The 26,669-nt window shown below is 70.7% G+C and carries 27 protein-coding genes and 1 pseudogene; 7 read left to right on the top strand and 21 right to left on the bottom strand.

The genetic code is table 11. The features are described 5' to 3' along the window. Positions 1-15: 15 nt before the first annotated feature. Together FDO69_RS10785 and FDO69_RS10780 are read right to left on the bottom strand one after the other, a co-directional pair. Positions 16-1,458, bottom strand: a complete 1,443-nt coding sequence (locus FDO69_RS10785; protein ID WP_104779545.1) for an alkaline phosphatase PhoX — start codon at positions 1,456-1,458, stop codon at positions 16-18. A gap of 282 nt (positions 1,459-1,740) precedes the next feature. Further along, complete coding sequence (locus FDO69_RS10780; protein ID WP_104779544.1) at positions 1,741-3,159, bottom strand: hypothetical protein; 1,419 nt, start codon at positions 3,157-3,159, stop codon at positions 1,741-1,743. Positions 3,160-3,472: 313 nt separating this feature from the next. On the opposite strand from FDO69_RS10780, the gene FDO69_RS10775 reads away from it, so the two are divergent. Beyond that, positions 3,473-5,302: an endonuclease/exonuclease/phosphatase family protein gene (locus FDO69_RS10775; protein ID WP_104779543.1), complete on the top strand. Its 1,830-nt coding sequence runs from the start codon at positions 3,473-3,475 to the stop codon at positions 5,300-5,302. Between the two features lie 480 nt (positions 5,303-5,782). On the opposite strand, the gene FDO69_RS10770 is transcribed toward FDO69_RS10775, so the two are convergent. Together FDO69_RS10770 and FDO69_RS10765 are read right to left on the bottom strand one after the other, a co-directional pair. Then, a complete protein-coding gene (locus tag FDO69_RS10770; protein WP_104779542.1) occupies positions 5,783-6,148 on the bottom strand; it encodes a DUF3618 domain-containing protein in 366 nt (121 codons plus the stop codon). Continuing rightward, the gene (locus FDO69_RS10765) at positions 6,145-6,552 is read right to left on the bottom strand and encodes a phage holin family protein (RefSeq protein ID WP_104779670.1); all 408 of its coding nucleotides are present in this window, start codon (positions 6,550-6,552) and stop codon (positions 6,145-6,147) included. Before FDO69_RS10765 ends, FDO69_RS10770 begins: the two co-directional genes overlap by 4 nt. Before the next feature lie 194 nt (positions 6,553-6,746). On the opposite strand from FDO69_RS10765, the gene dapA reads away from it, so the two are divergent. Continuing rightward, entirely contained in the window at positions 6,747-7,643 is an 897-nt protein-coding gene (gene dapA / locus FDO69_RS10760; RefSeq protein ID WP_167526564.1) for a 4-hydroxy-tetrahydrodipicolinate synthase, read from the top strand. Here dapA and FDO69_RS10755 read toward each other — a convergent pair whose 3' ends face one another. From FDO69_RS10755 to FDO69_RS10730, 6 genes and pseudogenes are all read right to left on the bottom strand, one after another. Next, the gene (locus FDO69_RS10755) at positions 7,644-8,855 is read right to left on the bottom strand and encodes a hypothetical protein (RefSeq protein ID WP_104779540.1); all 1,212 of its coding nucleotides are present in this window, start codon (positions 8,853-8,855) and stop codon (positions 7,644-7,646) included. Then, positions 8,852-9,409 (bottom strand): SigE family RNA polymerase sigma factor, encoded by a 558-nt coding sequence (locus FDO69_RS10750; RefSeq protein WP_104779539.1) that lies wholly within the window; start codon positions 9,407-9,409, stop codon positions 8,852-8,854. Before FDO69_RS10750 ends, FDO69_RS10755 begins: the two co-directional genes overlap by 4 nt. Before the next feature lie 162 nt (positions 9,410-9,571). Beyond that, positions 9,572-9,802 carry a hypothetical protein gene (locus tag FDO69_RS10745; protein ID WP_104779538.1) on the bottom strand — a complete coding sequence of 77 codons (231 nt, stop codon included), beginning with the start codon at positions 9,800-9,802 and terminating at the stop codon, positions 9,572-9,574. A 117-nt stretch (positions 9,803-9,919) separates the two neighbouring features. Beyond that, positions 9,920-10,909 carry a 2,3,4,5-tetrahydropyridine-2,6-dicarboxylate N-succinyltransferase gene (gene dapD / locus FDO69_RS10740; protein ID WP_031105872.1) on the bottom strand — a complete coding sequence of 330 codons (990 nt, stop codon included), beginning with the start codon at positions 10,907-10,909 and terminating at the stop codon, positions 9,920-9,922. 314 nt (positions 10,910-11,223) lie between these two features. Next, a pseudogene (locus FDO69_RS10735) lies at positions 11,224-11,760 on the bottom strand (TetR/AcrR family transcriptional regulator); the annotation flags it as partial. Next, positions 11,760-12,080: a DMT family transporter gene (locus tag FDO69_RS10730; protein WP_104779537.1), complete on the bottom strand. Its 321-nt coding sequence runs from the start codon at positions 12,078-12,080 to the stop codon at positions 11,760-11,762. The gene FDO69_RS10730 and the pseudogene FDO69_RS10735, both read right to left, overlap by 1 nt. 202 nt (positions 12,081-12,282) lie before the next feature. On the opposite strand from FDO69_RS10730, the gene FDO69_RS10725 reads away from it, so the two are divergent. Next, positions 12,283-13,104, top strand: a complete 822-nt coding sequence (locus FDO69_RS10725; protein WP_104779536.1) for an AbfB domain-containing protein — start codon at positions 12,283-12,285, stop codon at positions 13,102-13,104. Positions 13,105-13,162: 58 nt separating this feature from the next. Here the strand turns inward: FDO69_RS10725 and FDO69_RS10720 are convergent, their stop codons facing one another. Genes FDO69_RS10720 through FDO69_RS10685 form a run of 8 tightly spaced genes read right to left on the bottom strand, consistent with a single transcriptional unit; the run spans position 13,163 to position 19,718 of the window. Continuing rightward, on the bottom strand, positions 13,163-13,495 hold the full coding sequence (locus tag FDO69_RS10720; RefSeq protein WP_028809645.1) for a metal-sulfur cluster assembly factor: 333 nt from the start codon (positions 13,493-13,495) through the stop codon (positions 13,163-13,165). Next, complete coding sequence (gene sufU, locus FDO69_RS10715) at positions 13,492-13,962, bottom strand: Fe-S cluster assembly sulfur transfer protein SufU (protein ID WP_031143574.1); 471 nt, start codon at positions 13,960-13,962, stop codon at positions 13,492-13,494. Before sufU ends, FDO69_RS10720 begins: the two co-directional genes overlap by 4 nt. Positions 13,963-13,977: 15 nt before the next feature. After that, positions 13,978-15,234, bottom strand: coding sequence for a cysteine desulfurase (locus FDO69_RS10710; protein ID WP_104779535.1), 1,257 nt, complete (start codon positions 15,232-15,234; stop codon positions 13,978-13,980). After that, positions 15,231-16,016 carry a Fe-S cluster assembly ATPase SufC gene (gene sufC, locus FDO69_RS10705; protein ID WP_104779534.1) on the bottom strand — a complete coding sequence of 262 codons (786 nt, stop codon included), beginning with the start codon at positions 16,014-16,016 and terminating at the stop codon, positions 15,231-15,233. The genes FDO69_RS10710 and sufC overlap by 4 nt, the downstream gene beginning before the upstream one ends. 7 nt (positions 16,017-16,023) lie before the next feature. Continuing rightward, entirely contained in the window at positions 16,024-16,341 is a 318-nt protein-coding gene (locus tag FDO69_RS10700) for a non-heme iron oxygenase ferredoxin subunit (RefSeq protein ID WP_053670666.1), read from the bottom strand. Next, positions 16,338-17,522 (bottom strand): Fe-S cluster assembly protein SufD, encoded by a 1,185-nt coding sequence (gene sufD / locus FDO69_RS10695; RefSeq protein ID WP_104779533.1) that lies wholly within the window; start codon positions 17,520-17,522, stop codon positions 16,338-16,340. Before sufD ends, FDO69_RS10700 begins: the two co-directional genes overlap by 4 nt. Before the next feature lie 55 nt (positions 17,523-17,577). Continuing rightward, positions 17,578-18,999, bottom strand: a complete 1,422-nt coding sequence (gene sufB, locus FDO69_RS10690; protein WP_033310787.1) for a Fe-S cluster assembly protein SufB — start codon at positions 18,997-18,999, stop codon at positions 17,578-17,580. Beyond that, a complete protein-coding gene (locus tag FDO69_RS10685) occupies positions 18,996-19,718 on the bottom strand; it encodes a helix-turn-helix transcriptional regulator (protein ID WP_104779532.1) in 723 nt (240 codons plus the stop codon). Before FDO69_RS10685 ends, sufB begins: the two co-directional genes overlap by 4 nt. Positions 19,719-19,879: 161 nt before the next feature. Between FDO69_RS10685 and FDO69_RS10680 the strand changes: the two genes are divergently transcribed. From FDO69_RS10680 to FDO69_RS10665, 4 genes are all read left to right on the top strand, one after another. Next, the gene (locus FDO69_RS10680; protein WP_104779531.1) at positions 19,880-20,692 is read left to right on the top strand and encodes an AAC(3) family N-acetyltransferase; all 813 of its coding nucleotides are present in this window, start codon (positions 19,880-19,882) and stop codon (positions 20,690-20,692) included. Between the two features lie 31 nt (positions 20,693-20,723). After that, positions 20,724-21,647, top strand: coding sequence for an ABC transporter ATP-binding protein (locus FDO69_RS10675; protein ID WP_104779530.1), 924 nt, complete (start codon positions 20,724-20,726; stop codon positions 21,645-21,647). Between the two features lie 272 nt (positions 21,648-21,919). Continuing rightward, entirely contained in the window at positions 21,920-22,696 is a 777-nt protein-coding gene (locus FDO69_RS10670; protein ID WP_104779529.1) for an ABC transporter permease, read from the top strand. 53 nt (positions 22,697-22,749) lie between these two features. Further along, positions 22,750-23,757: a COX15/CtaA family protein gene (locus FDO69_RS10665; protein WP_104779528.1), complete on the top strand. Its 1,008-nt coding sequence runs from the start codon at positions 22,750-22,752 to the stop codon at positions 23,755-23,757. 41 nt (positions 23,758-23,798) lie between these two features. Here FDO69_RS10665 and FDO69_RS10660 read toward each other — a convergent pair whose 3' ends face one another. From FDO69_RS10660 to FDO69_RS10650, 3 genes are all read right to left on the bottom strand, one after another. After that, complete coding sequence (locus tag FDO69_RS10660) at positions 23,799-24,905, bottom strand: amidohydrolase family protein (protein ID WP_104779527.1); 1,107 nt, start codon at positions 24,903-24,905, stop codon at positions 23,799-23,801. 188 nt (positions 24,906-25,093) lie between these two features. Beyond that, positions 25,094-25,426, bottom strand: a complete 333-nt coding sequence (locus tag FDO69_RS10655) for a hypothetical protein (protein ID WP_104779526.1) — start codon at positions 25,424-25,426, stop codon at positions 25,094-25,096. Between the two features lie 66 nt (positions 25,427-25,492). Further along, on the bottom strand, positions 25,493-26,410 hold the full coding sequence (locus tag FDO69_RS10650; protein ID WP_170320863.1) for a heme o synthase: 918 nt from the start codon (positions 26,408-26,410) through the stop codon (positions 25,493-25,495). Positions 26,411-26,669: the final 259 nt, after the last annotated feature.

Below are 26,669 nucleotides of genomic sequence, written 5' to 3'. Positions count from 1 at the left end.
GGGTGACTCGGTGTTCTACCGCTTCTGGCGCTTCCAGGGGCCGGTGATGGCGAGCATGATGCCGGGCGTCTGGATGTTGGCGTAGAGGGTCCGCCCGTCGGGCGAGAAGGTGACTCCGGTGAACTCGCTGTACTCCGGCTCCTGTGCGGTGCCGATGTTCAGCTCGTTGCGGGCGATCGGGTAGGTGCGTCCGCTGTCGGTGGCGCCGAACAGGTGCTGTACGCCTTCCCCGTCCTCGGCGATGACGAGGCCGCCGTACGGGGAGACGGTGATGTTGTCGGGGCCGTCGAAGGCGCCGTCCTTGGACGGGTCGGGGTTCACCCCGAGCAGGACCTTCAGCGTCAGGGTGCGGCGCTTGGGGTCGTAGAACCAGACCTGCCCGTCGTGCTGGACGGGGCTCTCCTCACGGGCGTAGGAGGAGACGATGTAGGCGCCGCCGTCGCCCCACCACATGCCCTCCAGCTTGCGGGCCCGGGTGACCTCGTCGTCCTTGAACTGCTTGCGCACGGGCGTGGTGCGGGCGTCGCGGTCGGGGACGTCCACCCAGTCGACGCCGTAGACGGTGCCGATCTTCGCGGCGCGGGACAGGTCGTCGACGAACTTGCCCCCGGAGTCGAAGCACTTGGGCGCCTGAAGGATCCCGGCGTCGTCGGCGAGCTCGCGGAACTTCCCGGGGCCGTACTCGAAGCCCTTGGGCGGGGTCCAGCGGAAGAAGAGGCCGTTGGGTCCTGCGGCGTCCTCGGTGAGGTAGGCGTGGCCGCGCTTGGGGTCGATGACGACGGCCTCGTGGTCGTAGCGGCCGAAGAACTTCAGCGGCTTGGGGGCACGGTTGGCGCGCCGGTCGCAGGGGTCGACCTCGAAGACGTAGCCGTGGTCCTTGGTCATGCCGTTGACGCCGGCCTTGTCGGAGTTCTCCTCGCAGGTGAGCCAGGTGCCCCAGGGGGTGCGGCCACCGGCGCAGTTGGTGGAGGTGCCGGCGATGCCCACCCACTCGGCGACGCGTCCGTCGGGGCGCACTTCGACGACCGTGCAGCCACCGGCTGCGGCCGGGTCGTAGACGAGGCCCTCGGTGAGCGGCACCGGGTGCTCCCAGTTGGCGCGCGGGCCCTTCAGCTCGTGGTTGTTGACGAGCAGGGTGGTGCCGCGGGGGCCGTCGAAGGTGGCGGTGCCGTCGTGGTTGGAGGGCGTGAACTCGCCGGATTCCAGCCGGGTCCTGCCGCTGTACGTGATGATCTTGTAGGTGAAGCCGGCGGGCAGGGCGAGGAGGCCCTTGGGGTCCGGGACGAGCGGCCCGTAGCCGACTCCGTGCCGGGCCGCCTCCTCGCCCCCCGCTCTGACGGTGTCGTCGGAGGCGAGGGCGTTCGGCGCGGTGGCGAGGGCGCCGACACTGCCCGCCAGCGCGACACCGGCACCGGTGATCGCGGAGTTCCTGGCGAAGTCCCTACGGGTGAGCGACATGGTGTCTCCTGTGACGGTGAGAATGCCGTGGGAGGTGGCGGACCTCGTTCGCCGAAACCGTCCCGCTCATCCGTGAACACCAGTTGAACAACACCCTGGGGGCGCGGGGAACTGCGCGACAAGCCGAGACGGCGCCGCACCCGCCGCGAAAGCTCGGCCCCCCATGCAGCGACCGAGCCCGGGGAAGCTCACCCCCTGCAGCGACCGCGCCCCGGAATGCTCACCCCTGCAGCGACCGCGCCCCGGAATGCTCACCCCTGGTGCGACCGAGCCCGGGAAAGCTCAGCCCCCCTGCTGCGACCGCGCCTTGAACGCAGCCTTCCGCGCTTCCTTCGCCACCTTCTTGTCGGGATGCAACCGCCCCATCGCCTCCAGCACATCGGCGGTCGCCGGATGATCGACCCGCCACACGGCCTCGAAGAACCCACCGTGCTGCCGCGCGAGCCCCTCCACCAGCGCGCGCAGCTCCTCGGAATTGCCCTCCGCGGCCAACTGCGCGGCCACCGTGTCGATGGTCAGCCAGTACACCATCGCCTCGGACGGCGCGGGCACGTCCACCGCACCGTGCTCGGTCAGCCACACCCGCGCGAGCCCGCCCAGCTCGGAATCGTCGAGCACCTCCCGCAGCGCGGGCTCGGCCGAGGCCCCCACCAGCGACAGGGCCTGCTGACACCGCAACCGCCGCAACGGCGCCCCGGCGTCCGACCCCCGGGCCGCCGACAGCAACTCCCGTGCCGCGGCCAGCGATTCCCGCCGCTGGAGCCACTGCTCGGTCTCGGCCTGCGCGGCACGGGGCGGGAACTCGGCCGTGCCGTCGAGCAGCGCGTCGGCCCCCTTGTCCGCGAGGTCCCCGACGGCCGGCGCCTCGAACCCGGCCTCCAGCAGCCGTGCACGCATGCCGTACACCCCGAGCGGGGTGAGCCGGACCATGCCGTACCGGGAGACGTCGGTGTCGTCGACGGGCGCCGCGGGCTCCTCGTCGGCGTCGGCCATGAGCGCCTCGTCCACCGGCTGGTAGGCGACGAATCCCACCGGCTCCAGCATCCGGAACTGGTCGTCCAGCCGCATCATCGCGTCGGAGACCTGCTCCAGGACGTCGTTGGTGGGCTCGCCCATGCCGCTGGGCACGATCACCGAGGCGGCCAGCGCCGGCAGCGGCACCGGGGCGCCGTCGGGCGCGTCCTCGCCGGCGGTCAGCAGATAGAGGTTGCCGAGCACGCCGTCGAGGAACTCGGCCTCGCCCTCGGGGTCCCAGTCGAGGGCGGAGAGGTCGACCTCGCCGTCCTCGTCCACGAGCCCGTCCAGGTCGGGCACGCTCGCGTCGGCGAGCACGGTCTCCAGCGCGGCGAGCCACACGGCGAGCACGTCCTGCGGCGAGCCGCCGGTGAGCAGGGCCAGGTCCGCACCGGCCGTCACGGTGCCCTGCTCCTCGTCGACGACCTCGACGAGCCCGGCGTCGACGGCGACCCGCCACGCCTCGCTCGCGTCGGCGGCGGCGTCGTCCCCGCTCAGCCCGAGCGCCTGCGCGGCCGCGGGCAGCTGCTCCTCGACGAGCCCACCCCCGGCGTCGACGCGGGTGTCCGGCCCGGCCCAGCGGGCGAGCCGGGCGGCCCGGGACAGCAATGGCGTGGACAGCGCGTCGCGCGCCAGCTCCGCTTCGGGGTGCAGCCGCACCGGCGGCAGGGGGGAGCGGTCTGACATCGGCTGTTTCTCCTAGCGCGCCTCAGGTGACTCAACCGCTCAGCCTAGACGGATTTCCACCCATGCCGCCCACTTCATCTCCCCGTCAGCCGCCGTACATGGCCGAAACCTTGACAAGTGCCGTGGCCAGGCTGGAGATTGACGCGCGTAGAAGTCGGCGGACACTTGTTCACCGGGCCGGCCCCACCAGGCCCACCCGTCCACCGCGGTCTACGCGCGTCACCGCATCCGCCCCACAGGTAGCGGCAGTCAGCCGTTCCACACGTCTCCGCCCTCGTCCCGGCGCCCTGTCACGTCCCCGGAGGGAATCCCGTTGCCGAGCAAGTCGTCCGCGCGTCTCGCCGCGCTCACCGTCGCCGCCGCGTGTTCCGCGGCCTCCACGATCGTCCTCACCAGCCCCGCCCACGCGGAGTCGGTCCGCATTCACGACATCCAGGGCAGCACCCGGACCTCCCCGTACGCCGGGAAGCAGGTCACGGACGTGGCCGGAATCGTCACCGGCATCCGGGCCTACGGCTCGTCCCGCGGTTTCTGGATCCAGGACCCGACCCCGGACGCCGACCCGGCGACCAGCGAGGGCGTCTTCGTCTTCACCAGCTCCGCCCCGAAGGGGGTCGCCGTCGGTGACTCCGTCACGGTCGGCGGCACGGTCACGGAGTACGTCCCCGGCGGAGCGACCTCCGGCAACCAGTCGGTTACGGAGATCACCAAGCCGACGACCACGGTCGTCTCCAGCGGCAACGCGCTGCCCGCCGCCACGGCGATCACCTCGCGCTCGGTCCCCGCCGCCTACGCGCCCGCCGGCGACACCGCCGCGAACGGCTCGGTCAACGCGCTGCCCCTGAAGCCCTCGAAGTACGCGCTGGACTACTACGAGGCGCTGGAGGGCATGTCCGTCCGGGTCTCCGACACCCGCGTCGTCGGGGCCACCGACCCGTACACCGAGCTCTGGGTGACGGTGAAGCCGCACGAGAACCGCAACCGTCACGGCGGGACGGTCTACGGCTCCTACGACGACCAGAACACCGGCCGCCTGCAGATCCAGTCCCTCGGCGCGACGGCGGACTTCCCGAAAGCCAACGTGGGCGACACCCTGACCGGCACCACCGCGGGCCCCCTGGACTACAACCAGTTCGGCGGCTACACCCTGGTCGCGAGCGAACTGGGCACGCTGAGGAGCGCGGACCTGGAGCGCGAGACGACCCGCAAGCAGCGCTCCTCCGAGCTCGCGGTCGCCACGTACAACGTCGAGAACCTCGACCCGACCGACGACACCTTCGCCGCCCACGCCGCCGCGATCGTGAACAACCTGAAGTCGCCCGACGTCGTGTCTCTGGAGGAGATCCAGGACAACAACGGCGCGAAGAACGACGGCACGGTCGCCGCCGACCAGACGCTGACCAAGCTGATCGACGCGATCGTCGCGGCGGGCGGCCCGAAGTACGACTGGCGCTCGATCGACCCGGCCGACGGTGCCGACGGCGGCGAGCCGGGCGGCAACATCCGCCAGGCGTTCCTGTTCAACCCCGAGCGCGTCTCCTTCACGGACCGCGCGGGCGGCGACGCCACCACGGCCACCGATGTGACGAAGATCCGCGGCAAGGCGCACCTGACGCTCAGCCCCGGCCGCATCGCCCCCGCCGACGAGGCCTGGAAGAGCAGCCGCAAGCCACTGGCCGGCGAATTCGTCTTCCGCGGCCGCACGGTCTTCGTGATCGCCAACCACTTCAACTCCAAGGGCGGCGACCAGGGCCTGACCGCCCAGTACCAGCCGCCGTCCCGCAGCTCCGAGACGCAGCGCCACCGGCAGGCCACCCTGGTGAACGCCTTCGTCAAGGACATCCTCGACACCCAGAAGAACGCGGACGTCGTCACGCTGGGCGACATCAACGACTTCGAGTTCTCGCAGACGGCGACGCTCCTCGAGGGCCGTGGCGAACTCTGGTCCGCGATCAAGTCGCTGCCCCGCAACGAGCGTTACTCGTACGTCTACCAGGGCAACAGCCAGGTCCTCGACCAGATCCTGATCAGCCCGTCGATCCGCCGCGACTGCGACTTCGAGTACGACAGCGTGCACATCAACGCGGAGTTCAACGACCAGATCAGCGACCACGACCCACAGGTGCTGCGTTTCCGCCCGTGACACGACGCGAACAGGGGCCGGCCGGGCGAAACGCCCGGCCGGCCCCTGTGCACTTCCATGCACGAGGTCCTCCAGTGACATCGGAGGGGAACGGGGCCTTTCGCACACCGCAGCCACCCCGTTGTGACTGAAGCACCCGGAGATCGACCTCGGGTACGTGGGCACTACAAGCAGTCACCCACTCATACCCCGGTGACGAAGATCACCAAGGACCCGACAGGGCGTTGAGGCCATGCAAACGAGCAGGTCATGCCGGCCTTGCTCGGATCACCGGCAAACCTTTGCCGCACTCTCCGGCCTCATCATGCGAGAGGGGCGCACCTCAGAACGATCGCCACCGAGGCAATCCCCGCATGCCTCACGGCAGTTGACACGCCGACGGAACAGTCAGTCGCCGCGCACCGCACAGGGCCGCCGCAGACGACAGCCCGGCCCCGACCGCCGGAGGCAGGTCGGGGCCGGGCAGGCGAGACGGGCCGCTCAGTGATGCCCGTGCGCATGCCTCCACCGCAACACCCCGACAGCCACCACGGCCCCCGCCGCCCCGGCCACCAGCACCGGCTTCGGATGCCGCATCCCCGCCTGCACAACGGTGCGCACCGGACGAGGCCCCGCATGCGTCGCCCGATCGTGCACGGTGTGCCCCGCCTGCGCGGCACTGCTGCGCAACTGCACCGTCATCGCCCCGGCCTTGTCCCGCAGATCAGCGGCCCGCGCCCGCGCACGTCCCTTCACATCCGCCTTCCCGGCCAACTCCTCCACCGTGTTGCCGAGTGCGGTACGGGTCCGCTCGATCTGCCGCCGCAGCTCATCGGGGCCCTTCGCCCCACCCGTCGCGTCCGTCATCGATGCGCCCTCTCCTTGATCTCCTCCACGTCCGCCCTGACGCTGCCGAGCGCCTGCTCGGGCGTGGGCGGAGCGGCCTTCCGCAGCTGCGCCCGCCCGGTCGCCGCCAGCACGGCCGCGATCACGAACAACACCCCGGTCACGATCAGCGCCGCGGCCCAGACGGGCAGCACCAGGGAGAGCGCGGCGACACCCGCACCGGACAGCACGAGCAGCCCGGCGTACGCGACGGCGCCCGCCGCCCCGAGCAACCCACCGCCACGCCCCGCACGCCGCCCCTTCTCGGCAAGCTCCTCCTTGGCGAGCGCCACTTCCTGCCGCATGAGCGTGGAGAGCTGCTCCGTGGCCTGCCCGACGAGTTCGCCCACGGAGCGGCGCTCGTCGTGCACGGCCCGATGATCCATGGTCTCGGTCACGGTGCCTCCTCTCGACGTCAGGAACACCCGAGTACCCGGACGGCCCCGCTGCTACCCAGCCGGCTCCGGGCCCGTCGGCGCGGCAGCACCCTCACCACCCGTCCCATTGTGAAGTGTTGCTTAGGAAAGTCTGGTAGCAAAATTAAGTGGAGCTACATGAAAGCCCGGCCGAGACTACCCCCATGACCACACCGCCACCCCTGGGCCGCAGCCTCTGCGCCATGATCACTCCCTTCACCTCGTCCGGCGCCCTGGACCTCGACGGCGCCCAGCGCCTCGCCGCCCACCTGGTGGCGAACGGCTGCGACGGCCTGGTCCTCTCCGGCACCACGGGCGAATCACCCACCACCACGGACGCCGAGAAGTCCGACCTCGTCCGAGCCGTCCGCGAGGCGGTCGGTGCCCGCGCGAAGGTCATCACCGGCATCGGCACCCCCGACACCCTGCACACCACCGAACTGGCCCGGCAGGCCGAGAAGGCGGGCGCGGACGGTCTGCTGCTGGTGTCGCCGTACTACAGCAGACCCCCACAGGACGCGATCGAGGCCCACTTCCGGGAGATCGCGGACGCCTGCGGCCTCCCGCTCATGCTCTACGACATCCCCGTCCGCACCGGTACCCGCATCGAACCGGAGACGCTCCTCCGCCTCGCCGAGCACCCCAGGATCGTCGCGGTCAAGGACTGCTCCAACGACTTCCTGGGCGCCCAGAAGGTACTGGCCCGGACCGACCTGGCCTACTACGCGGGCTGCGACGAACACAACCTCGCGCTGTACGCCGTGGGCGGCGCCGGTTACGTCAGCACGGTCGCGAACGTGATCCCTGACCACCTGCGGGCGGTCCTGGACGCGTTCGACGCGGGCGACACGACCCGGGCGGCCCGCCTCCAGCAGCACGCCACCCCCCTCATCGAGGCGATCATGTCGGCGGGCCTGCCGGGCACCGTCACGGCGAAGGCGCTCCTGAACGCCCTGGCCCTCCCGGCAGGCCCGGTCCGCAGCCCCCTCCGGCCGGCCGACACCGGGAGGACCGGCGAGCTGCTCGCGCTTCACGACGACCTGATCGGCGTCAGCGCATGATCACCGCTCCGCGAACACCGGCTCCCACCGCCCCTTCGTGTTGTCCTTGGGCGACCTGAAGTCACTGAGCGGGGTGGTCTTCTCGCCGCCGATGGTCACCAGGACCAGCCGCTGGTGGTACTCGTTCCCGTCCTGCCCGATGTCCCAGGCGACGAGCGAGTTGCCGTCCGCCCAGGCCAGCAGCTGCTGGCCGCGCACCTCGCGCTGCTTGCCGGTGCGGGCGTCGAGGACGAAGGAGGACGTCTTCCACTTCCGCCCCGCGAACTGACCGGCGACGAGCTGCCCGTCCGGCGACACCCCGGCGTCGACGAACCAGTCCCGGTACCTCTCCAGCGCGGGCGCGGGGACTTCCTTGCCGGTGAAGTCGTAGAACTTCTTACCCGGTTCGGTGGCCATCCCGGACCAGGCGAGCCGACCGTCATGGGTGAACCCGAAGTCCTGGCGGGAGTTGAGGAACGCATCGGGGTTGTGCGCGCCCCCACCGAGCTCCACCCCGGCCCAGGAACTGCTCCCGGAGGCCACGTCGATGACATGGAACCCGGTTCGGTCCGACTCCATGAACGGGGCGTCCCAGCCCTGCGACCCGTCGATCTTCACCCGGCGGTCGGGATTCTTGCTGTACGCCGTCGCGACGAGCTTCCTGCCGTCGGCGGAGAACTCCACCCCCGCCACCGGCCGGTCCACCGGGATCCACCGCTTGACCTGGCCGCTCGCCAGATCGAGCAGCCCGATCCGCGGCACGGGCAGCTCCCGCTCCAGGACGGCGGCGGTCCGCAGCCCGGGGGCGACCGCGACGTACGACCACCGGTCGTCCTTGACGTACTTCTTCGTGCCGGGGTTCACGAGCCAGTACGTGCGCTCCGAGACGGCCCGGTCGGCGGACTGCTCGACGTTCCTGGTGGTGTAGTACGCGGCCAGCGCGACCCGCCCGGCCGCGATCAGGTCGCGCGGCGGCGACTGGTCGGGGTGGGCGGTGATGCCGGTCTGTTCCACCCCTCCCGAGGGCCGTACGTCCTGCTTGCCGGAGTCGAGCACCGGCACGGCCACGACCACGGCGACCACGGCGACGGCCGCGACGGCCGCGGTGGCGAGCCGGCGGCTGCGCCGGCGCAGGCGCACCGCCAGTACCCGGTCGGCGAAGCCGGGGGCCGCGGGCGGCTGCCCGTCTGCCTGGTCGCGCAGGGCGTCACGCACGAGTTCGTCGACGTTCACTGACGCACCTCCACGGGCGAGTAGTCACGGGCGGGCCGCTGTTCGGCGGCGGCCGGTCCGAGCGCGGCCAGCTCGGGCGCGAGGGCACGCAGCCGGGCGAGGGAACGGTGGGTGGCGGACCGTACGGTGCCGACGGAGCAGCCCAGGATGCGGGCCACCTCCCCCTCGGGCAGGTCCTCGAAGTAGCGGAGCACGAGCACGGTGCGCTGCCGCGCGGTCAGCCGGGCGAGCGCGCCGCGCATCACCAGGCGCAGTTCGGCGGCGCCGGAGGCGTCCGGGGCGGTGCCGGTCTCCGGGAGTTCGGCGACGGTCAGTTCGCGCCTCGGCCACTTCAGCCGCCAGCGGCTGACCTGCTGCCGGTAGAGGACCTGCCGGACGTAGGCCTCGGGTTCGTCGATGCGGTGCCAGCGGCCCGCGGCCTTGATCAGCGCGTTCTGGAGCAGGTCCTCGCCCGCGTGCCGGTCGCCGCCGCTCAGCAGGACGGCGGTCTTCAGCAGCGCGGACGACCGGTTCGCCACGAACTCCCGGAAACTCTCCTGCGCTTCGGCATCCATCGTCACCTTCGCTCTCCCCCGGGGCAGGCCCGGTGCCCGCCCCCCGTACTCCCTGTGACGCGTGCGGGCACGCCCCGCTATGCCACCCACGGGGAACGAAAACGGGGCGGCCCGTACCGCAGTGTCACCTGCGGTACGGGCCGCCCCGTCTGCTCTGCGCGGTCAGTTCCAGGCGTACCCGTCACCGAACAGCAGCGTGTGCTCCAGCACGTCCTCTGCCGGGTCGTCGATCTGACCGGTGTTGACGTTGATCAGACCGACCCGGTGGCCGTTGTGCGAGCCGGTGTTGGTCTCGTCGGCGTGCGCGGCCCCCGTCGGCAGCCAGCACACCGCCAGCGCCGCGATCACCCCGGCCAGCCCGCGCACCACGGCCCGCCCCCGCTCGTTCCTCATGCCCCGGTCCTCGTTTCGTCGGTTCGGCGTCTGATAGGACACTGCGTCCACCCGTTCATCTGCCGAAACCACCGCGAGGTCACGCAGGGTCATCCGTACGGGATCGTGCCGGGGCCGTCAGTTGTGGCTGTGCAGGATCTCGTTCAGCCCGCCCCACACCGCGTTGTTCGGCCGGGCCTCGACGGTGCCGGTGACCGAGTTGCGGCGGAAGAGGATGTTGGAGGCGCCGGACAGCTCGCGGGCCTTGACGATCTGGCCGTCGGGCATGGTGACGCGGGTGCCCGCGGTGACGTAGAGGCCGGCCTCGACGACGCACTCGTCGCCGAGGGCGATGCCCACGCCCGCCTCGGCGCCGATCAGGCAGCGCTCGCCGATGGAGATGATGACGTTGCCGCCGCCGGAGAGGGTGCCCATGGTGGAGGCACCGCCGCCGATGTCCGAGCCGTCGCCGATCACGACTCCGGCGGAGATGCGGCCCTCGACCATCGACGTGCCGAGCGTGCCGGCGTTGAAGTTGACGAAGCCCTCGTGCATGACGGTGGTGCCCTCGGCGAGGTGCGCGCCGAGGCGGACCCGGTCGGCGTCGGCGATCCGGACGCCCTTGGGGGCCACGTAGTCCGTCATGCGCGGGAACTTGTCGACCGAGGTCACCTGCAGGTGCAGGCCCTCGGCGCGGGCGTTCAGCCGGACCTTCTCGAGGTCGTCGACGGCGACCGGGCCGAGCGAGGTCCAGGCGACGTTGGCGAGGAAGCCGAAGATGCCGTCCAGGCTCTGGCCGTGCGGCTTGACCAGACGGTGGGAGAGCAGGTGCAGGCGCAGGTAGGCGTCGTGCGCGTCGATCGGCTTCTCGTCGAGCGAGGCGATGACCGTGCGGACCGCGACCACCTCGACGCCGCGGCGGGCGTCCGGGCCGATCGCCGCCGTCGCGCCACCGCCGAGCAGCTCCGCGGCGCGTTCGGCGGACAGCCGCTCGGTGCCGGACGGGCCGGGCTGGTCGGCCAGCTCGGGCGCGGGGAACCAGGTGTCGAGAACGGTGCCGTCGGCGGCGATCGTGGCGAGGCCGGCGGCCACGGCGCCGGTGGTGCGAGGAGCAGTCGTGTCGGTCATGAGGGCAACCTAACCGGCGGACACCGATCGATGCGAACCGGTGCGAGGGCGTCTCACGGGACGGGCGGTATCCGCTCGGCGAAGACGTCCCTCAGCAGCACGGACGGCCCCATGGACGCACTCCCCACCATCCCCTCCACGGGCCCCGCCGGCACCCGGCAAGCACCCCGTCCACGGCGCGACTTCTCGCTGGACGCCCCCCCACGGCCCCCCTGTCGGCCTCACCCCGGGCCGGTGGCACCCGCGCAAGCACCCGTCCACGGCGCGCTTCGCCACGGATTCCCTCCTCGGCCCCCCGTCGGCCTCACCCCCGGGCCCGCCAGCACCCGGGCCAGCACCTCCCGTGCGTACTCCTCGTCGTAGGGCACCCCCGTCAGCAGGACCTGGAGGCAGATGCCGTCGACGACCGCCACCAGCGCCCGGGCGGTCACCGGGTCGGTACGCCGGGACAGCAGCTCGGCGACGCCCGCGGCCCACTCGGCGGCGACGGGCCGCAGGGCGGGCCGTCGCAGGGCGGCCAGGTACAGCTCGTACTCCAGCACCACCCCGGTGCGGTCACCGGCGAGCCACTCCCCCATCCAGCCGGCGAGTTCGGCGGCCAGATCGGTGCGGGGGTCCTCCAGGCCGCCGCGCGAGGCGATCACCCTGGCGAAGCCCTCGTTGGCCTGCCGCAACGCGGCGACCAGCAGCTCGTCGAGGGTCTTGAAGTGGTACGTCGTCGAACCGAGCGGCACATCGGCCTCGGCGGCCGCACTGCGGTGGCTCAGCCCGGCGATCCCCTTGGCCCCGACGACCCGGATCGCCGCGTCGATGATCCGCTGCCGCCGCTCGGGGTCGTGGCGCCGGGCCATCAGTGGGCCCCGCCCAGGTTCAGCACCACGACCCCGCCGATGATCAGCGCGATCCCGGCGGCCTTGGCGACGGTCATCCCCTCTCCCAGGAACGCGAACCCGATCGTGGCGATGGCGGCGGTGCCGACCCCGGCCCAGATCGCGTAGGCCGTGCCGACCGAGACGGTTTTGAGGGTCTGCGCGAGCAGCGCGAAGGAGACGACGTATCCGAGGACCGTGAGCAGCGACGGCCCGAGCCTGCTGAATCCGTCGCTGTACTTCATGGCGGTGGTCGCGCCGACTTCGGCGGCTATGGCCCCGGCCAGCAGCAGATATCCCATATGTACGAGCGTACACAACCATCTGTACACCCGTACACAACGACAACTCGATCACGACGGGGAACCGCTCTCGCAACGGAGAGAAACCGCTCTCATCAAACGAGTCACGGGCGCACCGGACGTCCACTACGGTGTCACCGATCACACACCGGGCCACCACAACTGCGCCGCCGTCAAGGGTGCCCCGCCGGAGGAACAGCGCATGTCAGAAGACAAGTCCCGGCCGCCACAGGACCGCCCCTGGGAGAGCGGCTGGGCCCCGGACACCACCCGGGCACCGGGGACGCGAAGGCTCTGGCTGGCGGGTGCGCTGGCCCTCGCGACGATCACCGCGTGTGCCACGGCCATCACCGTGATGAACAGCGAGGCCGAGGAGGCCGAATCCCGCGCGGCGGAGCCGACCACCCTCAGCAGCTCGGCCCCGGGCGGCCTGATCTCCTTCGCGACCCCCTCCGCGACCGGCACCCCCGAGCCCGGCGCGGACCGCCCCCACCCGTCCCCCACCCCCAGCGCCTCCACGGCCACCCCGAGCCCGAAGCCCGAGAAGAAGGCCCCGAAGCCGCCGAAGGCGTCCCCCACCCCTTCGAAGCACCCGAAGCCCCCGGCCTCCACCGGCATATCCATACGCTCGGTCAACTTCCCCGACCGCTACTGGCGGGTCAGCGACGGCTATGTACGGCTGGACCAGATCGGCTCCGGGCAGCGCGACGACGCCACCTTCAAGCGCGTCGCCGGTCTCTCCGACTCCTCCTGCTACTCCTTCACCACCGCGGACGGCCGCTACCTGCGCCACCGCAGCTTCGTCCTGGTCGCGAACAGCGACGACGGCTCGTCCCTCTTCCGCCAGGACGCCACGTTCTGCCCCCGCGTCTGGTCCCGCTCGGGAACGCTCACGCTGGAGTCGGTCAACTACCCGGGGCGCTTCCTGCGCCACCGCAACTTCCAGCTCCGCCTGGACCCCTTCGAGAACAGTCGCCAGTACTACTCGGACGCGTCGTTCCAGATCGTGTCCGGACTGGGCTGAGCATGCGTAAGGGCGACACCCCCGTACAGGGTGCCGCCCTCCGCCGCGTCAGCGGTTCTCAGACGTTGAAGCCGAGAGCCCGAAGCTGCTCGCGTCCGTCGTCCGTGATCTTGTCGGGGCCCCACGGCGGCATCCAGACCCAGTTGATGCGCAGCTCGCTCACGAGGCCGTCCGTGGCGGACTTCGCCTGGTCCTCGATGACGTCCGTCAGCGGGCAGGCCGCCGAGGTCAGGGTCATGTCGAGCGTCGCGATGTTCGCGTCGTCGATGTGGATGCCGTAGATCAGGCCGAGGTTGACGACGTCGATGCCCAGTTCCGGGTCGACGACGTCGTACAGCGCCTCACGGACCTCTTCCTCCGAGGCCGGCTTCATCTCAACGGTCTCGCTCATGCCGTCGTCTCCTTCTCGGCGTCGGCTCCGCCCAGTACCTGGGCCGTCGCGTCCTTCCAGGCCATCCAGCTCAGCAGGGCGCACTTCACCCGGGCCGGGTACTTGGACACCCCGGCGAACGCGACCGCGTCCTCCAGGATGTCCTCCATCGCGTCGTCGGGTTCGAGCTTCCCCTTGGACTGCATCAGCTCCAGGAAGGTCTCCTGGATCTTCCGCGCGTCGGAGAGGTCCTTGCCGACGAGGAGTTCGTTCAGGACGGACGCGCTCGCCTGGCTGATCGAACAGCCCTGGCCCTCGTACGAGACGTCCTCGATGGTGGTTCCGTCGTACTTCACGCGAAGCGTGATCTCGTCACCGCACGTCGGGTTGACGTGGTGCACCTCGGCGTCGCCATCCCGCAAGCCCCGCCCGTGCGGGTTCTTGTAGTGGTCCAGGATGACTTCCTGGTACATGGAGTCCAGTTTCACCGTCTAGCACGCCCCTCAGCCGAAGAAGTTCCGTACGTGCTCCAGGCCGTCGACCAGTGCGTCGATCTCGGCCGGCGTGGAGTACAGATAGAACGACGCTCGCGTGGTCGCAGGAATTCCGTAGCGCAGGCAGACCGGTCGCGCGCAGTGATGACCGACCCGGACCGCGATGCCCTGCTCGTCGAGGACCTGGCCCACGTCGTGCGGATGGATGTCGCCGAGGGTGAAGGAGATCGCCGCGCCGCGCTCCTCAGCCGTGGTGGGGCCGATGATGCGCAGGTCGGGAACCTCCAGCAGCCGCTTCACCGCGTACTCGGTGAGGGCGTGCTCGTGGGCGAGGATCTTGTCCATGCCGATCGAGTTGAGGTAGTCGATCGCCGCGCCGAGACCGACCGCCTGGGCGATCGGGGGCGTGCCCGCCTCGAACTTGTGGGGCGCCGGGGCGTAGGTCGAGGAGTGCATCGACACCGTCTCGATCATCTCGCCGCCGCCGAGGAACGGGGGCAGGTCCTCCAGCAGCTCCTGGCGGCCCCACAGGACGCCTATGCCGGTCGGGCCGCACATCTTGTGGCCGGTGAAGGCGACGAAGTCGGCCTGCAGGGCCTGGACGTCCAGCGGCATGTGCGGCGCGGCCTGGGAGGCGTCGATGCAGACCAGCGCACCGACCTCCTGGGCGCGGCGCACGATCGCCTCGACGGGGTTCTGGGTGCCGAGGATGTTGGAGACCAGCACGAAGGAGACGATCTTCGTCTTCTCCGTGATGACCTCCTCGATGTTCGACAGGTCGAGGCGGCCGTCGTCGGTCAGGCCGAACCACTTCAGCTTCGCGCCCGTGCGCTGCGCGAGCAGCTGCCACGGCACGATGTTGGAGTGGTGCTCCATCTCCGTGATGACGATCTCGGTCTCGGAGTCCACGCGGTAGGGCTCGTCGGCCCAGCCCAGCATGTTCGCCACGAGGTTGAGCGACTCCGAGGCGTTCTTGGTGAAGATCACCTCGTCACGCGAGGGCGCGTTGATGAACTCCGCGACCTTGTCGCGCGCACCCTCGTACAGCGCCGTGGCCTCCTCGGCGAGCACATGCACACCGCGGTGGACGTTGGCGTTGTAGCGCTCGTAGTACTCGCTCAGGGCGTCCAGCACCTGGCGCGGCTTCTGGCTGGTCGCCGCGTTGTCCAGGTACACGAGCTTCTGACCGTCGTGGACCTGGCGGTCCAGGATGGGGAAGTCCTTGCGGATCGCCTCGGTGTCGAGGAGGCCCGGCAGCAGTGTCACGCGGATACGCCACCCTTCGTGTCGACTCCGTCGAGCTTCGCATAAGCCTCGTAGCCCTCGTTCTCCAGCTTGTCGGCGAGCTCGGCGCCGCCGGACTCGACGATCCGGCCGGCGGAGAACACGTGGACGAAGTCGGGCTTGATGTAGCGCAGGATGCGCGTGTAGTGCGTGATCAGCAGGGTGCCGACCTCGCCCGTCTCGCGGACGCGGTTCACGCCCTCGGACACGACGCGCAGGGCGTCGACGTCCAGACCGGAGTCCGTCTCGTCGAGGATCGCCATCTTGGGCTTGAGGAGCTCCAGCTGGAGGATCTCGTGGCGCTTCTTCTCACCGCCGGAGAAGCCCTCGTTGACGTTGCGCTCGGCGAAGGCCGGGTCCATGTTGAGGCGCTCCATGGCCTCCCTGACCTCCTTCACCCAGGTGCGCAGCTTGGGGGCCTCGCCGCGGATGGCGGTGGCGGAGGTGCGCAGGAAGTTCGACACGGACACGCCCGGCACCTCGACCGGGTACTGCATCGCGAGGAACAGGCCGGCGCGGGCGCGCTCGTCGACGGACATCTCCAGGACGTCCTCGCCGTCGAGGGTGACGGTGCCGCCGGTGATCGTGTACTTCGGGTGACCCGCGAGGGAGTAGGCGAGGGTCGACTTGCCGGAGCCGTTGGGGCCCATGATGGCGTGCGTCTCGCCCTGCTTCACGGTGAGGTCGACGCCCTTGAGGATCTCCTTCGTGGCGTTGTCGGCCTCGACGGTGACGTGCAGGTCTCGGATTTCAAGCGTTGCCATGGGTGCCTCAGGACTCCTGGGTGAGGGAGACGAGCACGTCGTCCCCTTCGATCTTTACGGGGTATACGGGGACGGGGCGCGTCGCCGGTAGGGCGTCGGGCTTGCCGGAGCGGAGGTCGAAGCGCGAGCCGTGCAGCCAGCACTCGATGTGGCAGTCGTCGACCTCGCCCTCGGCCAGGGAGACGTTCGCGTGCGAGCAGATGTCGTGGATCGCGAACACCTCGCCCTCGGTCTGCACGATGGACAGGGGCGTGCCGTCGAGCTCCACCCGTTTCGGGGTGTCCTCCTCCAGCTCGCCCAGTCCACAGGCGCGTACGAAGGTCATGCGACCGCCGCCTCCAGCTCTTCCTCGATCTTGGCGATCAGGCGCTCCTCGATGTCGGGGAGGCCGATCTGCTGGACCAGCTCGGCGAAGAAGCCGCGGACCACGAGGCGCCGGGCCTCGTGCTCCGGGATGCCGCGGGCCATGAGGTAGAAGAGCTGCTCGTCGTCGAAGCGGCCGGTCGCCGAGGCGTGGCCGGCGCCGACGATCTCGCCGGTCTCGATCTCGAGGTTCGGTACGGAGTCCACGCGCGCCCCGTCCGTGAGGACCAGGTTGCGGTTCATCTCGTACGTGTCCGTACCCTCGGCCTTGGCCTCGATGAGCACGTCACCGATCCACACCGCGTGCGCGTCCTCGCCCTGGAGCGCGCCCTTGTAGACGACGTTGGACTTGCAGTGCGGGACGTTGTGGTCGACCAGGAGGCGGTGCTCCTGGTGCTGGCCCTGGTCCGTGAAGTACAGGCCGAACAGCTCGGCCTCGCCGCCGGGGCCGGCGTACCTCACGCGCGGGTGCAGCCGGACGACGTCGCCGCCGAAGGTGACGACGACCGACTTGAAGGAGGCGTCGCGGCCCACGAGCGCGTTGTGCTGGGCGACGTGGACGGCCTTCTCGTCCCAGTCCTGGACGGAGACGACGGTGAGCTTGGCGCCGTCGCCCAGGAGGTAGTCGACGTTGGCGGCGAGCACCGCGTCACCGGTGTGGTCGATGACCACGACGGCCTCGGCGAAGGCGCCCAGCTCGATCACCTGGTGGCCGAAGGCGGTGCCGCCCTCGCCGTGCACCGAGATGCGGATGGGCTCGGTGAGGACGGTCTCCTTGGGGACGGTCACGACCCCGGCCTTCTCGAACGCCGAGTAGGCCTGGGCGGCGACGCGGTCCACCGGGGTACCGGCCTTGCCGAGCCGCGCGTCGTCGCGGCCGACCGCCTCGACGGTGACGCCCTCGGGAGCCTTGACCTCGACCTTCACGCCGTTGCCGGTGGCGACGGCGGTGCCGTCGTGCAGGCCGCGCAGGCGCTCCAGCGGGGTGAACCGCCACTCCTCCTCACGGCCGTGCGGGACGGGGAAGTCCGCCACGTCGAACGAGGGGGGCGCGCTCATGCGGGTGGCGACGGTCGACTCCGCGGCGACCGCGATCGAGCCCGCGGTGGTGGATCCCACGGGGATGTTCTGGGCCTCAGCCATGGCTGTCGTAGTGCTCGCTTTCGGTTACGTAAGGGCTTGATGGACCGCGGTGGGATCAGCCGACCGCGCCCTCCATCTGCAGCTCGATCAGCCGGTTGAGCTCCAGCGCGTACTCCATGGGGAGCTCCTTGGCGATGGGCTCGACGAAGCCGCGCACGATCATCGCCATGGCCTCGTCCTCGCTCAGGCCGCGGCTCATGAGGTAGAAGAGCTGGTCCTCGGAAACCTTGGAGACGGTCGCCTCGTGGCCCATGGACACGTCGTCCTCGCGGACGTCCACGTAGGGGTAGGTGTCCGAGCGGGAGATGGTGTCGACGAGCAGTGCGTCGCAGAGCACGTTCGACTTGGAGCCCGGGGCGCCCTCGCCGATCTCGATGAGACCGCGGTAGGAGGTGCGGCCACCGCCGCGCGCGACGGACTTCGAGACGATGTTGGACGACGTGTTCGGCGCCATGTGGACCATCTTGGCGCCGGCGTCCTGGTGCTGGCCCTCGCCCGCGAAGGCGATGGACAGGGTCTCGCCCTTGGCGTGCTCGCCCATCAGGTAGACGGCCGGGTACTTCATCGTCACCTTGGAGCCGATGTTGCCGTCGACCCACTCCATGGTCGCGCCCTCGTAGGCGACGGCGCGCTTGGTGACCAGGTTGTAGACGTTGTTCGACCAGTTCTGGATGGTCGTGTAGCGACAGCGGGCGTTCTTCTTGACGATGATCTCGACGACCGCGGAGTGCAGCGAGTCCGACTTGTAGATCGGGGCGGTGCAGCCCTCGACGTAGTGCACGTAGGCACCCTCGTCGACGATGATCAGAGTCCGCTCGAACTGGCCCATGTTCTCCGTGTTGATGCGGAAGTAGGCCTGGAGCGGGATCTCCACGTGGACGCCCGGCGGCACGTAGATGAAGGAGCCGCCCGACCACACGGCGGAGTTGAGCGACGCGAACTTGTTGTCACCGACGGGGATGACGGTCCCGAAGTACTCCTTGAAGAGCTCCGGGTGCTCCTTCAGCGCGGTGTCGGTGTCCAGGAAGATGACGCCCTGCTCCTCCAGGTCCTCGCGGATCTGGTGGTAGACGACCTCCGACTCGTACTGCGCGGCGACGCCGGCGACGAGGCGCTGCTTCTCCGCCTCGGGGATGCCGAGCTTGTCGTAGGTGGCCTTGATGTCCTCGGGCAGGTCCTCCCAGGACTCCGCCTGCTTCTCCGTGGAGCGCACGAAGTACTTGATGTTGTCGAAGTCGATGCCGGAGAGGTCCGAGCCCCAGTTCGGCATGGGCTTCTTCTCGAACAGGCGCAGGCCCTTGAGGCGGAGCTTGGTCATCCACTCCGGCTCGCTCTTCTTGGAGGAGATGTCCCGGACGACGTCCTCGTTGATGCCGCGCTTGGCAGAGGCGCCGGCCGTGTCGGAGTCGGCCCAGCCGTACTCGTACTTGCCCAGGCCCTCGAGCTCGGGGTGGGCAGTCTCCGTGGGGAGAGTCATGCGGGGTTCCTCCCGGCCGTGCTTGCAGATGCGTTGTGGGAAATCTTGGGGATGAACGTCGTGCAGACGCCGTCGCCGTGCGCGATGGTGGCGAGCCGCTGTACGTGCGTACCGAGCAGCTCGGCGAAAAATTCCGTCTCCGCCTCGCACAGTTGCGGGAACTGCTCGGCGACGTGGGCGACCGGGCAGTGGTGCTGACAGAGCTGCTCACCCTGCTGCGGGTGGGGCGCGCTGCGCGCCGTAGCAGCGTACCCGTCGGCGCTCAGGGCCTTGGCCAGCGCTTCGGTCCGCTTCTCGGGCGGCACGCCCTCGACGGCGCGGCGGTAGGCGCCCGCCTGCGCGGCGATCCTGGCGCGGGCGAAGGCGGCGATCGCCTCGTTGCCGCCCTCGCGGTCGGCGATCCAGCGCAGGGCGTCCGCGGCGAGCGTGTCGTACGACTGGTCGAAGGCGTCCCGGCCGCAGTCCGTCAGGGCGAACACCTTGGCCGGCCGGCCGCGGGTCCGCGCGCCGTACACCCGCTGCTCGCGCGCCTCCACGACACCGTCGCCCGTGAGGGCGTCGAGGTGCCGGCGCACGGCCGCCTGGGTGAGGCTCAGCCGCTCGGCGAGCTCGGCGACGGTCGAGGGGCCGTGGTCCAGGATGGACCGGGCGACTCGGTTGCGGGTGGACCGCTCCCCGGTCGCCAGCTCCTCGTGGGGTGCCTCGCCGACGTTTTTCACAACGCCATTGTTGCGTAATTCCTCCGGACCGGGCAAGCCGCACATACGGCACCCGGCGGTGCCCTGCGTCACTTAGGTAAACCTAATCCGACCTGCGGAAACGATCTCTGATCGATCAAACCGGTGGCATGGGGCAGCCGCATCGGGGACACTCCACAACCATGCCCACACCCCCTCCGACCGGCCCTCTTGTCACGCGCGAGACGCTCCGGACGCAGCTCGGCGAACTCGGGGTAAGCCCCGGCGAGACCCTCCTCGCGCACTCCTCGCTCAGCGCCCTCGGCTGGGTCAACGGCGGCGCCGTCGCGGTGGTACAGGGACTGCTCGACGCGCTCGGCCCGGAGGGCACGCTCGTGGTCCCCACCCAGACCGGCGACCTGTCCGACCCGGCCCTGTGGAGCAACCCGCCCGTGCCCCCGGAATGGTGGGCGGCCATCCGGGCCACCATGCCCGCCTACGACCCGCGGATCACACCCAGCCGCGGGGTCGGCGTGGTCCCCGAGACCGTGCGCACCTGGCCCGGCGCCCTGCGCAGCGCGCATCCGCAGACCTCGTTCGCGGCGCTCGGCCCCCGCGCGGCGGAGGTGCTCGACGGGCATGCGCCCGACTGCCGGCTCGGTGAGCGCAGCCCGCTGGCGAAGCTGGAGGCGATGGGCGCCCGGGTGCTGCTGCTCGGCGCCGGTTACGCCTCCTGCACGAGCTTCCACCTCGCCGAGTACCGGATACCGTCCCCGCGCGTCGCCGTGGGCCGGCCGGGGCCGGAGGGCTGGGAAACGGTCACCGAGGTGTCGATCAGCTCGGACCGTTTCGACGAGCTGGGCTACGACTTCGAACGGGACCGCCCCGTGGTGCGCGGAAAGGTCGGCGCGGCCGAGGCGCGGCTGTTCCCGGTGGCGGACGCGGTGGCCTACGCCGAGCAGTGGCTGGCGGTCCACCGGCCCCGTGATGAGGAATTCCGCCACCCGCCGGTCTGAGCTCCGGCCCGCCTCCCTAGACTTTGGACCCATGCGAAGTGAGCCCGTGATCCAGGTCCAGGCCCTGGTGAAGCGGTACGGCACGAAGACCGCGGTGGACGGGCTCGACCTGGTGGCCCGGACGGGTGTGACCGCCGTGCTCGGTCCCAACGGGGCGGGCAAGACGACCACGGTCGAGACCTGCGAGGGGTACCGGAAGCCGGATTCCGGCACGGTGCGCGTCCTGGGCCTCGACCCGGTGAGGCAGTCCGGGGAGCTGCGGCCCCGCGTCGGCGTGATGCTCCAGTCCGGCGGCGTCTACTCGGGCTCCCGGGCCGACGAGATGCTCCGCCACGTGGCCCGACTGCACGCGCACCCCCTGGACGTGGACGCGCTGATCGAGCGGCTGGGCCTCGGCTCCTGCGGCCGTACGACGTACCGCCGGCTGTCCGGCGGGCAACAGCAGCGGCTCGCGCTGGCCATGGCCGTGGTCGGACGGCCGGAACTGGTCTTCCTCGACGAGCCGACCGCCGGACTCGACCCGCAGGCCCGCCACGCCACCTGGGACCTCGTGCGCGACCTGCGCGCCGACGGTGTCTCCGTCGTCCTCACCACCCACTACATGGACGAGGCCGAGCAGCTCGCGGACGACGTGGCGATCATCGACGCCGGCCGGGTCATCGCCCAGGGCTCCCCCGAGGAGCTGTGCCGCGGCGGCGCCGAGAACACACTCCGCTTCACGGGCCGGCCGGGCCTCGACGTCGGTTCGCTGCTGAAGGCCCTGCCCGCCGACTGCTCGGCCGCCGAGCTGACACCGGGCTCCTACCGGGTCGCCGGCAAGGTCGACCCCCAGCTGCTCGCCACGGTCACCTCCTGGTGCGCCCAGCACGGTGTCATGCCGGAGAAGATCTCGGTGGAGCGGCACACCCTGGAGGACGTCTTCCTGGAGCTGACCGGCAAGGAGCTGCGCTCATGATTCCGCCTCACACGGAGGTCGGCCGGGGGCCCGGGGGTCGCCCCCCGGGAAAGCACAGCCTGGAGCTGACCGGCAAGGAGCTGCGCACATGATTCCGCCTCACACGGAGGTCGGCCGGGGGCCCGGGAGTCGCCCCCCGGGAAAGCACAGCCTGGAGCTGACCGGCAAGGAGCTGCGCGCATGATTCCGCCTCACACGGAGGTCGGCCGGGGGCCCGGGCGTCGCCCCCCGGGAAAGCACAGCCTGGAGCTGACCGGCAAGGAGCCGCGCTCATGACCGCCACCGGCACGGGGACGTACACGCCGAAGCCCGGCGCGGCGCCACTCCCCCGCATGATCGCGGCCCAGGCCGCCCTCGAGACGAAGATGCTGCTGCGCAACGGCGAGCAGCTGCTGCTGACCGTCGTCATCCCGACCCTGCTCCTGGTGCTCTTCAGCACCGTGGACATCGTCGACACCGGCGCCGGCGAGGCGGTCGACTTCCTCGCGCCGGGCATCCTCGCCCTCGCCGTGATGTCGACCGCGTTCACGGGCCAGGCCATCGCCACCGGCTTCGAGCGCCGCTACGGCGTGCTGAAGCGGCTCGCGTCCTCGCCCCTGCCCCGCTGGGGCCTGATGATGGCGAAGACGCTGTCCGTCCTGGTCACCGAGATCCTCCAGGTGATCCTGCTGACGGTGATCGCCTTCGCCCTCGGCTGGTCGCCGCGGGGCAATCCGGTCGCCGTCGCGCTGCTCCTGGTCCTCGGTACGGCGGCCTTCTCGGGGCTGGGCCTGCTGATGGCCGGGACGCTGAAGGCCGAGGCGACGCTCGCCGCGGCCAACCTGGTGTTCCTGCTGCTGCTCGTGGGCGGCGGGGTCGTCGTGCCGCTCGACAAGTTCCCCTCCGGCGCGCAGGACGTCCTCGGCCTGCTGCCCATCGCGGCGCTGTCCGACGGGCTGCGGGACGTGCTCCAGCACGGCGCCGGGATGCCCTGGGGCGACCTCGGGATCCTGGCCGTGTGGGCGGTCGTGGGCCTGGCGGCGGCCGGGAAGTTCTTCCGCTGGGAGTAGGACGGTGCCCTGTGACGGACCCTCGTGAACGCATGCACAAGCGGCGGCCTACGATGGTTCGCGTGCCACACGTGACCCGCGCCGACGCCCAGGCCGCCCTGCGCAACCCGCTCGCCTTCATCGCCGAGCGCTGGACCCCGGAACCCCGGACGGTCCGGCGCGCGGCGCTGACCGCACTGCTGATGTCGGTGATCATCGTCGTCACCGGCGGCGCCGTACGCCTGACCGGCTCGGGCCTGGGCTGCCCGACCTGGCCCAAGTGCACCGACGACTCGCTCACCGCCACCAGTGCGATGGGCTTCCACGGCGCCATCGAGTTCGGCAACCGCATGCTGACGTACGTGCTGTGCGCGGCCGTCGGCTGGGCGATCATCGCCGCGCGCTCGCAGAAGCCTTACCGGCGAGGCCTCGTGCGGCTGGGCTGGGCGCAGTTCTGGATCGTGATGAGCAACGCCGTGCTCGGCGGCATCGTGGTGCTGGTCGGACTCAACCCGTACACGGTCGCGGCCCACTTCGTGGCGACGTCGGCGCTGATCGCGGTGGCCACGGTGATGTGGCAGCGCACCCGGGAGGGTGACGCGGCGCCGCGACCGCTGGTCGGCAAGGCCGTGCAGCAGCTGGTGTGGTTCCTGGTCGCGGCGGCCGTCCTGCTCATCCTGGTCGGCACGGTCGTCACCGGCGCGGGCCCGCACGCGGGCGACTCCAGCGAGGTCGAGCGGATGCCGGTCGACTGGGAGACGGTGAGCAAGCTGCACGCCGTGCTGGCGTGGATCGTGGTGACGCTGACGTTCGCCCTGTGGTTCGTCCTCAAGGCGGTCGACGCGCCGGGGAACCCGCTGAACCGCACCCGCGAACTGTTCCTGATCCTGCTCGCGCAGGGCGTCATCGGATACGTCCAGTACTTCACGGACCTGCCCGAGGTCCTGGTCGGCCTGCACATGCTGGGGTCGGCCGTGATGTGGATCTGGGTGCTGCGGGTGGTGCTGTCGCTGCGCGAGCGGCCGGAGGCCGCTGTGGACCTGCCCGGGCCCACCGCCGAGGCCACCCTGACCAAGGCCTAGGGTCTGTCCGTTTCCTGCGGCCTGAGCCGGACGAACAGCCCCTAGTCGAGCCCGTACACCCTGCGTGCGTTCCCCGACGCCAGCATGCCCGCCACTCGCTGTGCGTCGGCCAGTGACCAGGCGCCCTCGGCGACCCAGGTACCGAGCACCCGCCCGAGGGCCTCACGGAACAGCCGGGCCCCCACCACGTGCAGTTCGGGCAGCCCCTGCGCGCCGGTGGAGAAGAGGATCTTGCCGAAGGGGGCCAGCTCCAGGATCTCCGCGAGGACGGTCGCGGCCCGGGCGCCCGTGCGGACCAGGGCGGCGCCGCAGTCGACGTGGACGTGCGGGAAGACCCCGGCGAGATGGGCGGCCTGCCGGTGGTACGGATAGCCGTGCAGCAGCACCAGGTCCGTGCCGAGACCGGCGGTGGCCCGTACGAAGTCCGTCAGCAGCACCGGGTCCGTACGGTCGATCCGCAGCCCCGGCCCGCCCAGCCCCGCGTGCAGCTGGAGCGGCAGCCCCGAGGCGACGGCGCTCCACAGCAGATGCCGTAGCAGCACCGGGTCGCTCAGCTCCCCGCCGACGCCTCGCCCGGCGAGCCAGCGGCCCGCCGCGCCGCGCACCTCCCCCGGGCCGGGCGGCTCCGGCGCGAGCGCGAGGCCGTGCCCTACGCCGGCGACCGAGGTGAAGGCGACGGCGTTCGCGGCGGCCGTGTGCACCGACTCGGCGAGATTGGCGAGGAAGGACTCGACGGTTCCGGAGGTGTCGGCGACCTGCTCGGCGAGGAGTTCCAGGCGCACGATCTCGCGGGCCTCCGCCGCTCCCACGCCGGCCAGCTCGCCGGGTTCGGTCAGATCACCGGGGAGGCCGGTGTCGACCAGGTACGTCGTGATGCCGCTGCCGCGCAGGAGGCGGCGGCCGGACTCCAGGACGCCCAGTTCCCGGCGTCGGGCCAGGTAGCGGGCGGGCGCGCAGTGGGGTTCGAGGCCGAGCAGGGGCGGGCACCAGCGCCGCACGGCGAAGCCGGTCTGGGTGTCGAAGAGGGTGGTGCCGGGGGCGGGTGGGCCCTCGGTGCGGCTGAGGTGGGCCTCGAAGGTGCCGAGGCCCAGTTCCGTGCGCAGCACTCCGTGGCAGTACTGGTCCACTAAGGACGGCGTTTCGATCATCCGGGCCTCCCGGTGTGGACCCTGTTGCTCTCACGGGTCCTAACGGGTGAACCGGGTTCGAGGTCGCGGTCCCGGTGAGGGCTGCGGGTGTGCGGGCGGCCGCGGGTTGCCCGTGGCTGATCGCGCCCACGCGGCGGAGCCGCACATCGATACAGCCCCGCGCCCCCGAGAAACAAAAGGCCAGTCGCTCAGCCGTTCTTCGGGCCGCCTACCTGGATGCCCGCCATGCGCGTCCACTCGTAGCGGCCCGTCTTGACCTTCGCGGCGAATTCGCCGTCGAAGGACTCGTGGCGGGTGATGCCCGACTTCTCCACGGCCTTCTCGGCGATCTCGTGGGACGGGGCGACCAGGTCGCCCCAGTTGCCGTCCTCGCCGACCAGGACGATGCGGGCGCCACGCTCGCCGAGGTAGGCGACCTGGCCCTCGGCGCCGCCGTGGGCCTTCGAGAAGGAGGAGATCTGCTTGGCCAGCCGGGCCACCTTGCGCTCGGCCTTCGGGTCAACCTGCTGCGTGTCTGCCATGGCCAGGATGCTACTCATCGGTAGATCGACTGGCGAGGGCAGGGGCCTGTGACGTACGTCAGGGTGTCAGCGCAGGAAGGGATCGACCGCGACCGCCACGAAGAGCAGCGACACGTAGGTGATCGACCAGTGGAACAGGCGCATCTCCTTCAGCTTCACGCCCGTCACCTCCGCCTTCGCGCGGTTCTGCAGACCGTGCGCCTCCCAGAGCCAGAAGCCGCCCGCCAGCAGCGCGACCGAGGTGTAGAACCAGCCGGTGTAGCCCAGCGCGGTCAGCAGGAGCGAGACGCCGACCATGACCCAGCTGTAGATCACGATCTGCTTGGCGACCACCTTGTTGGAGGCGACCACCGGCAGCATCGGCACACCCACGCGCGCGTAGTCCTCCTTGACCTTCATGGACAGTGGCCAGTAGTGCGGCGGCGTCCAGAAGAACATGACCATGAAGAGGATGACCGGCGCCCACGACATCGAGTTCGTGACCGAGGACCAGCCGATCAGCACCGGCAGGCAGCCGGCGATGCCGCCCCACACGATGTTCTGCGAGGTACGGCGCTTGAGGATCATCGTGTAGACGACGACGTAGAAGAGGAGCGCGCCGAGCGCGAGCCAGGCGCTCAGCCAGTTCACGGTGAGGCCGAAGAGCAGCGTCGAGGCGACGGCCAGCGTGATGCCGAAGGCCAGGCACTCGCGCGGGCTGACCATTCCGGTGACCAGCGGGCGCTGCGAGGTGCGGTCCATGAGCGCGTCGATGTCGCGGTCGATGTACATGTTGAGCGCGTTGGCGCCGCCCGCGGACATGTAGCCGCCGAGACACGTCAGCAGCACCAGCGTCAGGTCGGGCACGCCCTGCTGCGCCAGGAACATCACCGGCACCGTCGTGATCAGCAGCAGCTCGATGATCCGCGGCTTGGTGAGAGCCACGAATGCCATGACACGGGCCCCGAGCGGCCGGTGGGCCGGGCTCTGGTCCGTCCCGGTCATCCCCGCTGGACGGGATTCAACGGCCGTCACGCACACCCCTACAGAGACATCCCAGCAAGCCTCACCGCTGTGAAGTCCCGGTAAAGGCTCGCGCGTACCACGCCACTTTAGACGTTGCCCAGACTCGGACATTCGCGGGGGTCGACTCGTGTTGGCGGGCGCCTTCCGAAGGGCGCGCCGAAGCTCGATTGAGCGCCCGGATGAGCGGCTCCGTATTCACCTGTCGAATGCGCTACGGCCCAGTCAGGAAGCGGATCGG

The organism is Streptomyces tibetensis, assembly GCF_007655005.1.
Lineage (GTDB): Bacteria > Actinomycetota > Actinomycetes > Streptomycetales > Streptomycetaceae > Streptomyces > Streptomyces tibetensis.
This window is presented reverse-complemented; position numbering and strand designations above follow the sequence as displayed.

What these genes read in the sequence shown, in the direction of transcription:
- FDO69_RS10725 (WP_104779536.1), top strand. Translation starts at nt 12,283, where the DNA reads ATGTCAGAAGACAAGTCCCGGCCGCCACAGGACCGCCCCTGGGAGAGC.
- sufB (WP_033310787.1), bottom strand. Translation starts at nt 18,999, where the DNA reads ATGACTCTCCCCACGGAGACTGCCCACCCCGAGCTCGAGGGCCTGGGC.
- FDO69_RS10785 (WP_104779545.1), bottom strand. Translation starts at nt 1,458, where the DNA reads ATGTCGCTCACCCGTAGGGACTTCGCCAGGAACTCCGCGATCACCGGT.
- sufC (WP_104779534.1), bottom strand. Translation starts at nt 16,016, where the DNA reads ATGGCAACGCTTGAAATCCGAGACCTGCACGTCACCGTCGAGGCCGAC.
- FDO69_RS10730 (WP_104779537.1), bottom strand. Translation starts at nt 12,080, where the DNA reads ATGGGATATCTGCTGCTGGCCGGGGCCATAGCCGCCGAAGTCGGCGCG.
- FDO69_RS10655 (WP_104779526.1), bottom strand. Translation starts at nt 25,426, where the DNA reads ATGGCAGACACGCAGCAGGTTGACCCGAAGGCCGAGCGCAAGGTGGCC.
- FDO69_RS10700 (WP_053670666.1), bottom strand. Translation starts at nt 16,341, where the DNA reads ATGACCTTCGTACGCGCCTGTGGACTGGGCGAGCTGGAGGAGGACACC.
- FDO69_RS10745 (WP_104779538.1), bottom strand. Translation starts at nt 9,802, where the DNA reads ATGAGGAACGAGCGGGGGCGGGCCGTGGTGCGCGGGCTGGCCGGGGTG.
- FDO69_RS10720 (WP_028809645.1), bottom strand. Translation starts at nt 13,495, where the DNA reads ATGAGCGAGACCGTTGAGATGAAGCCGGCCTCGGAGGAAGAGGTCCGT.
- FDO69_RS10660 (WP_104779527.1), bottom strand. Translation starts at nt 24,905, where the DNA reads ATGATCGAAACGCCGTCCTTAGTGGACCAGTACTGCCACGGAGTGCTG.
- dapD (WP_031105872.1), bottom strand. Translation starts at nt 10,909, where the DNA reads ATGACCGACACGACTGCTCCTCGCACCACCGGCGCCGTGGCCGCCGGC.
- FDO69_RS10770 (WP_104779542.1), bottom strand. Translation starts at nt 6,148, where the DNA reads ATGACGGACGCGACGGGTGGGGCGAAGGGCCCCGATGAGCTGCGGCGG.
- FDO69_RS10670 (WP_104779529.1), top strand. Translation starts at nt 21,920, where the DNA reads ATGACCGCCACCGGCACGGGGACGTACACGCCGAAGCCCGGCGCGGCG.
- FDO69_RS10765 (WP_104779670.1), bottom strand. Translation starts at nt 6,552, where the DNA reads ATGGATCATCGGGCCGTGCACGACGAGCGCCGCTCCGTGGGCGAACTC.
- FDO69_RS10750 (WP_104779539.1), bottom strand. Translation starts at nt 9,409, where the DNA reads ATGGATGCCGAAGCGCAGGAGAGTTTCCGGGAGTTCGTGGCGAACCGG.
- FDO69_RS10675 (WP_104779530.1), top strand. Translation starts at nt 20,724, where the DNA reads ATGCGAAGTGAGCCCGTGATCCAGGTCCAGGCCCTGGTGAAGCGGTAC.
- sufD (WP_104779533.1), bottom strand. Translation starts at nt 17,522, where the DNA reads ATGGCTGAGGCCCAGAACATCCCCGTGGGATCCACCACCGCGGGCTCG.
- FDO69_RS10650 (WP_170320863.1), bottom strand. Translation starts at nt 26,410, where the DNA reads ATGACCGGGACGGACCAGAGCCCGGCCCACCGGCCGCTCGGGGCCCGT.
- FDO69_RS10680 (WP_104779531.1), top strand. Translation starts at nt 19,880, where the DNA reads ATGCCCACACCCCCTCCGACCGGCCCTCTTGTCACGCGCGAGACGCTC.
- dapA (WP_167526564.1), top strand. Translation starts at nt 6,747, where the DNA reads ATGACCACACCGCCACCCCTGGGCCGCAGCCTCTGCGCCATGATCACT.
- FDO69_RS10665 (WP_104779528.1), top strand. Translation starts at nt 22,750, where the DNA reads ATGGTTCGCGTGCCACACGTGACCCGCGCCGACGCCCAGGCCGCCCTG.
- FDO69_RS10780 (WP_104779544.1), bottom strand. Translation starts at nt 3,159, where the DNA reads ATGTCAGACCGCTCCCCCCTGCCGCCGGTGCGGCTGCACCCCGAAGCG.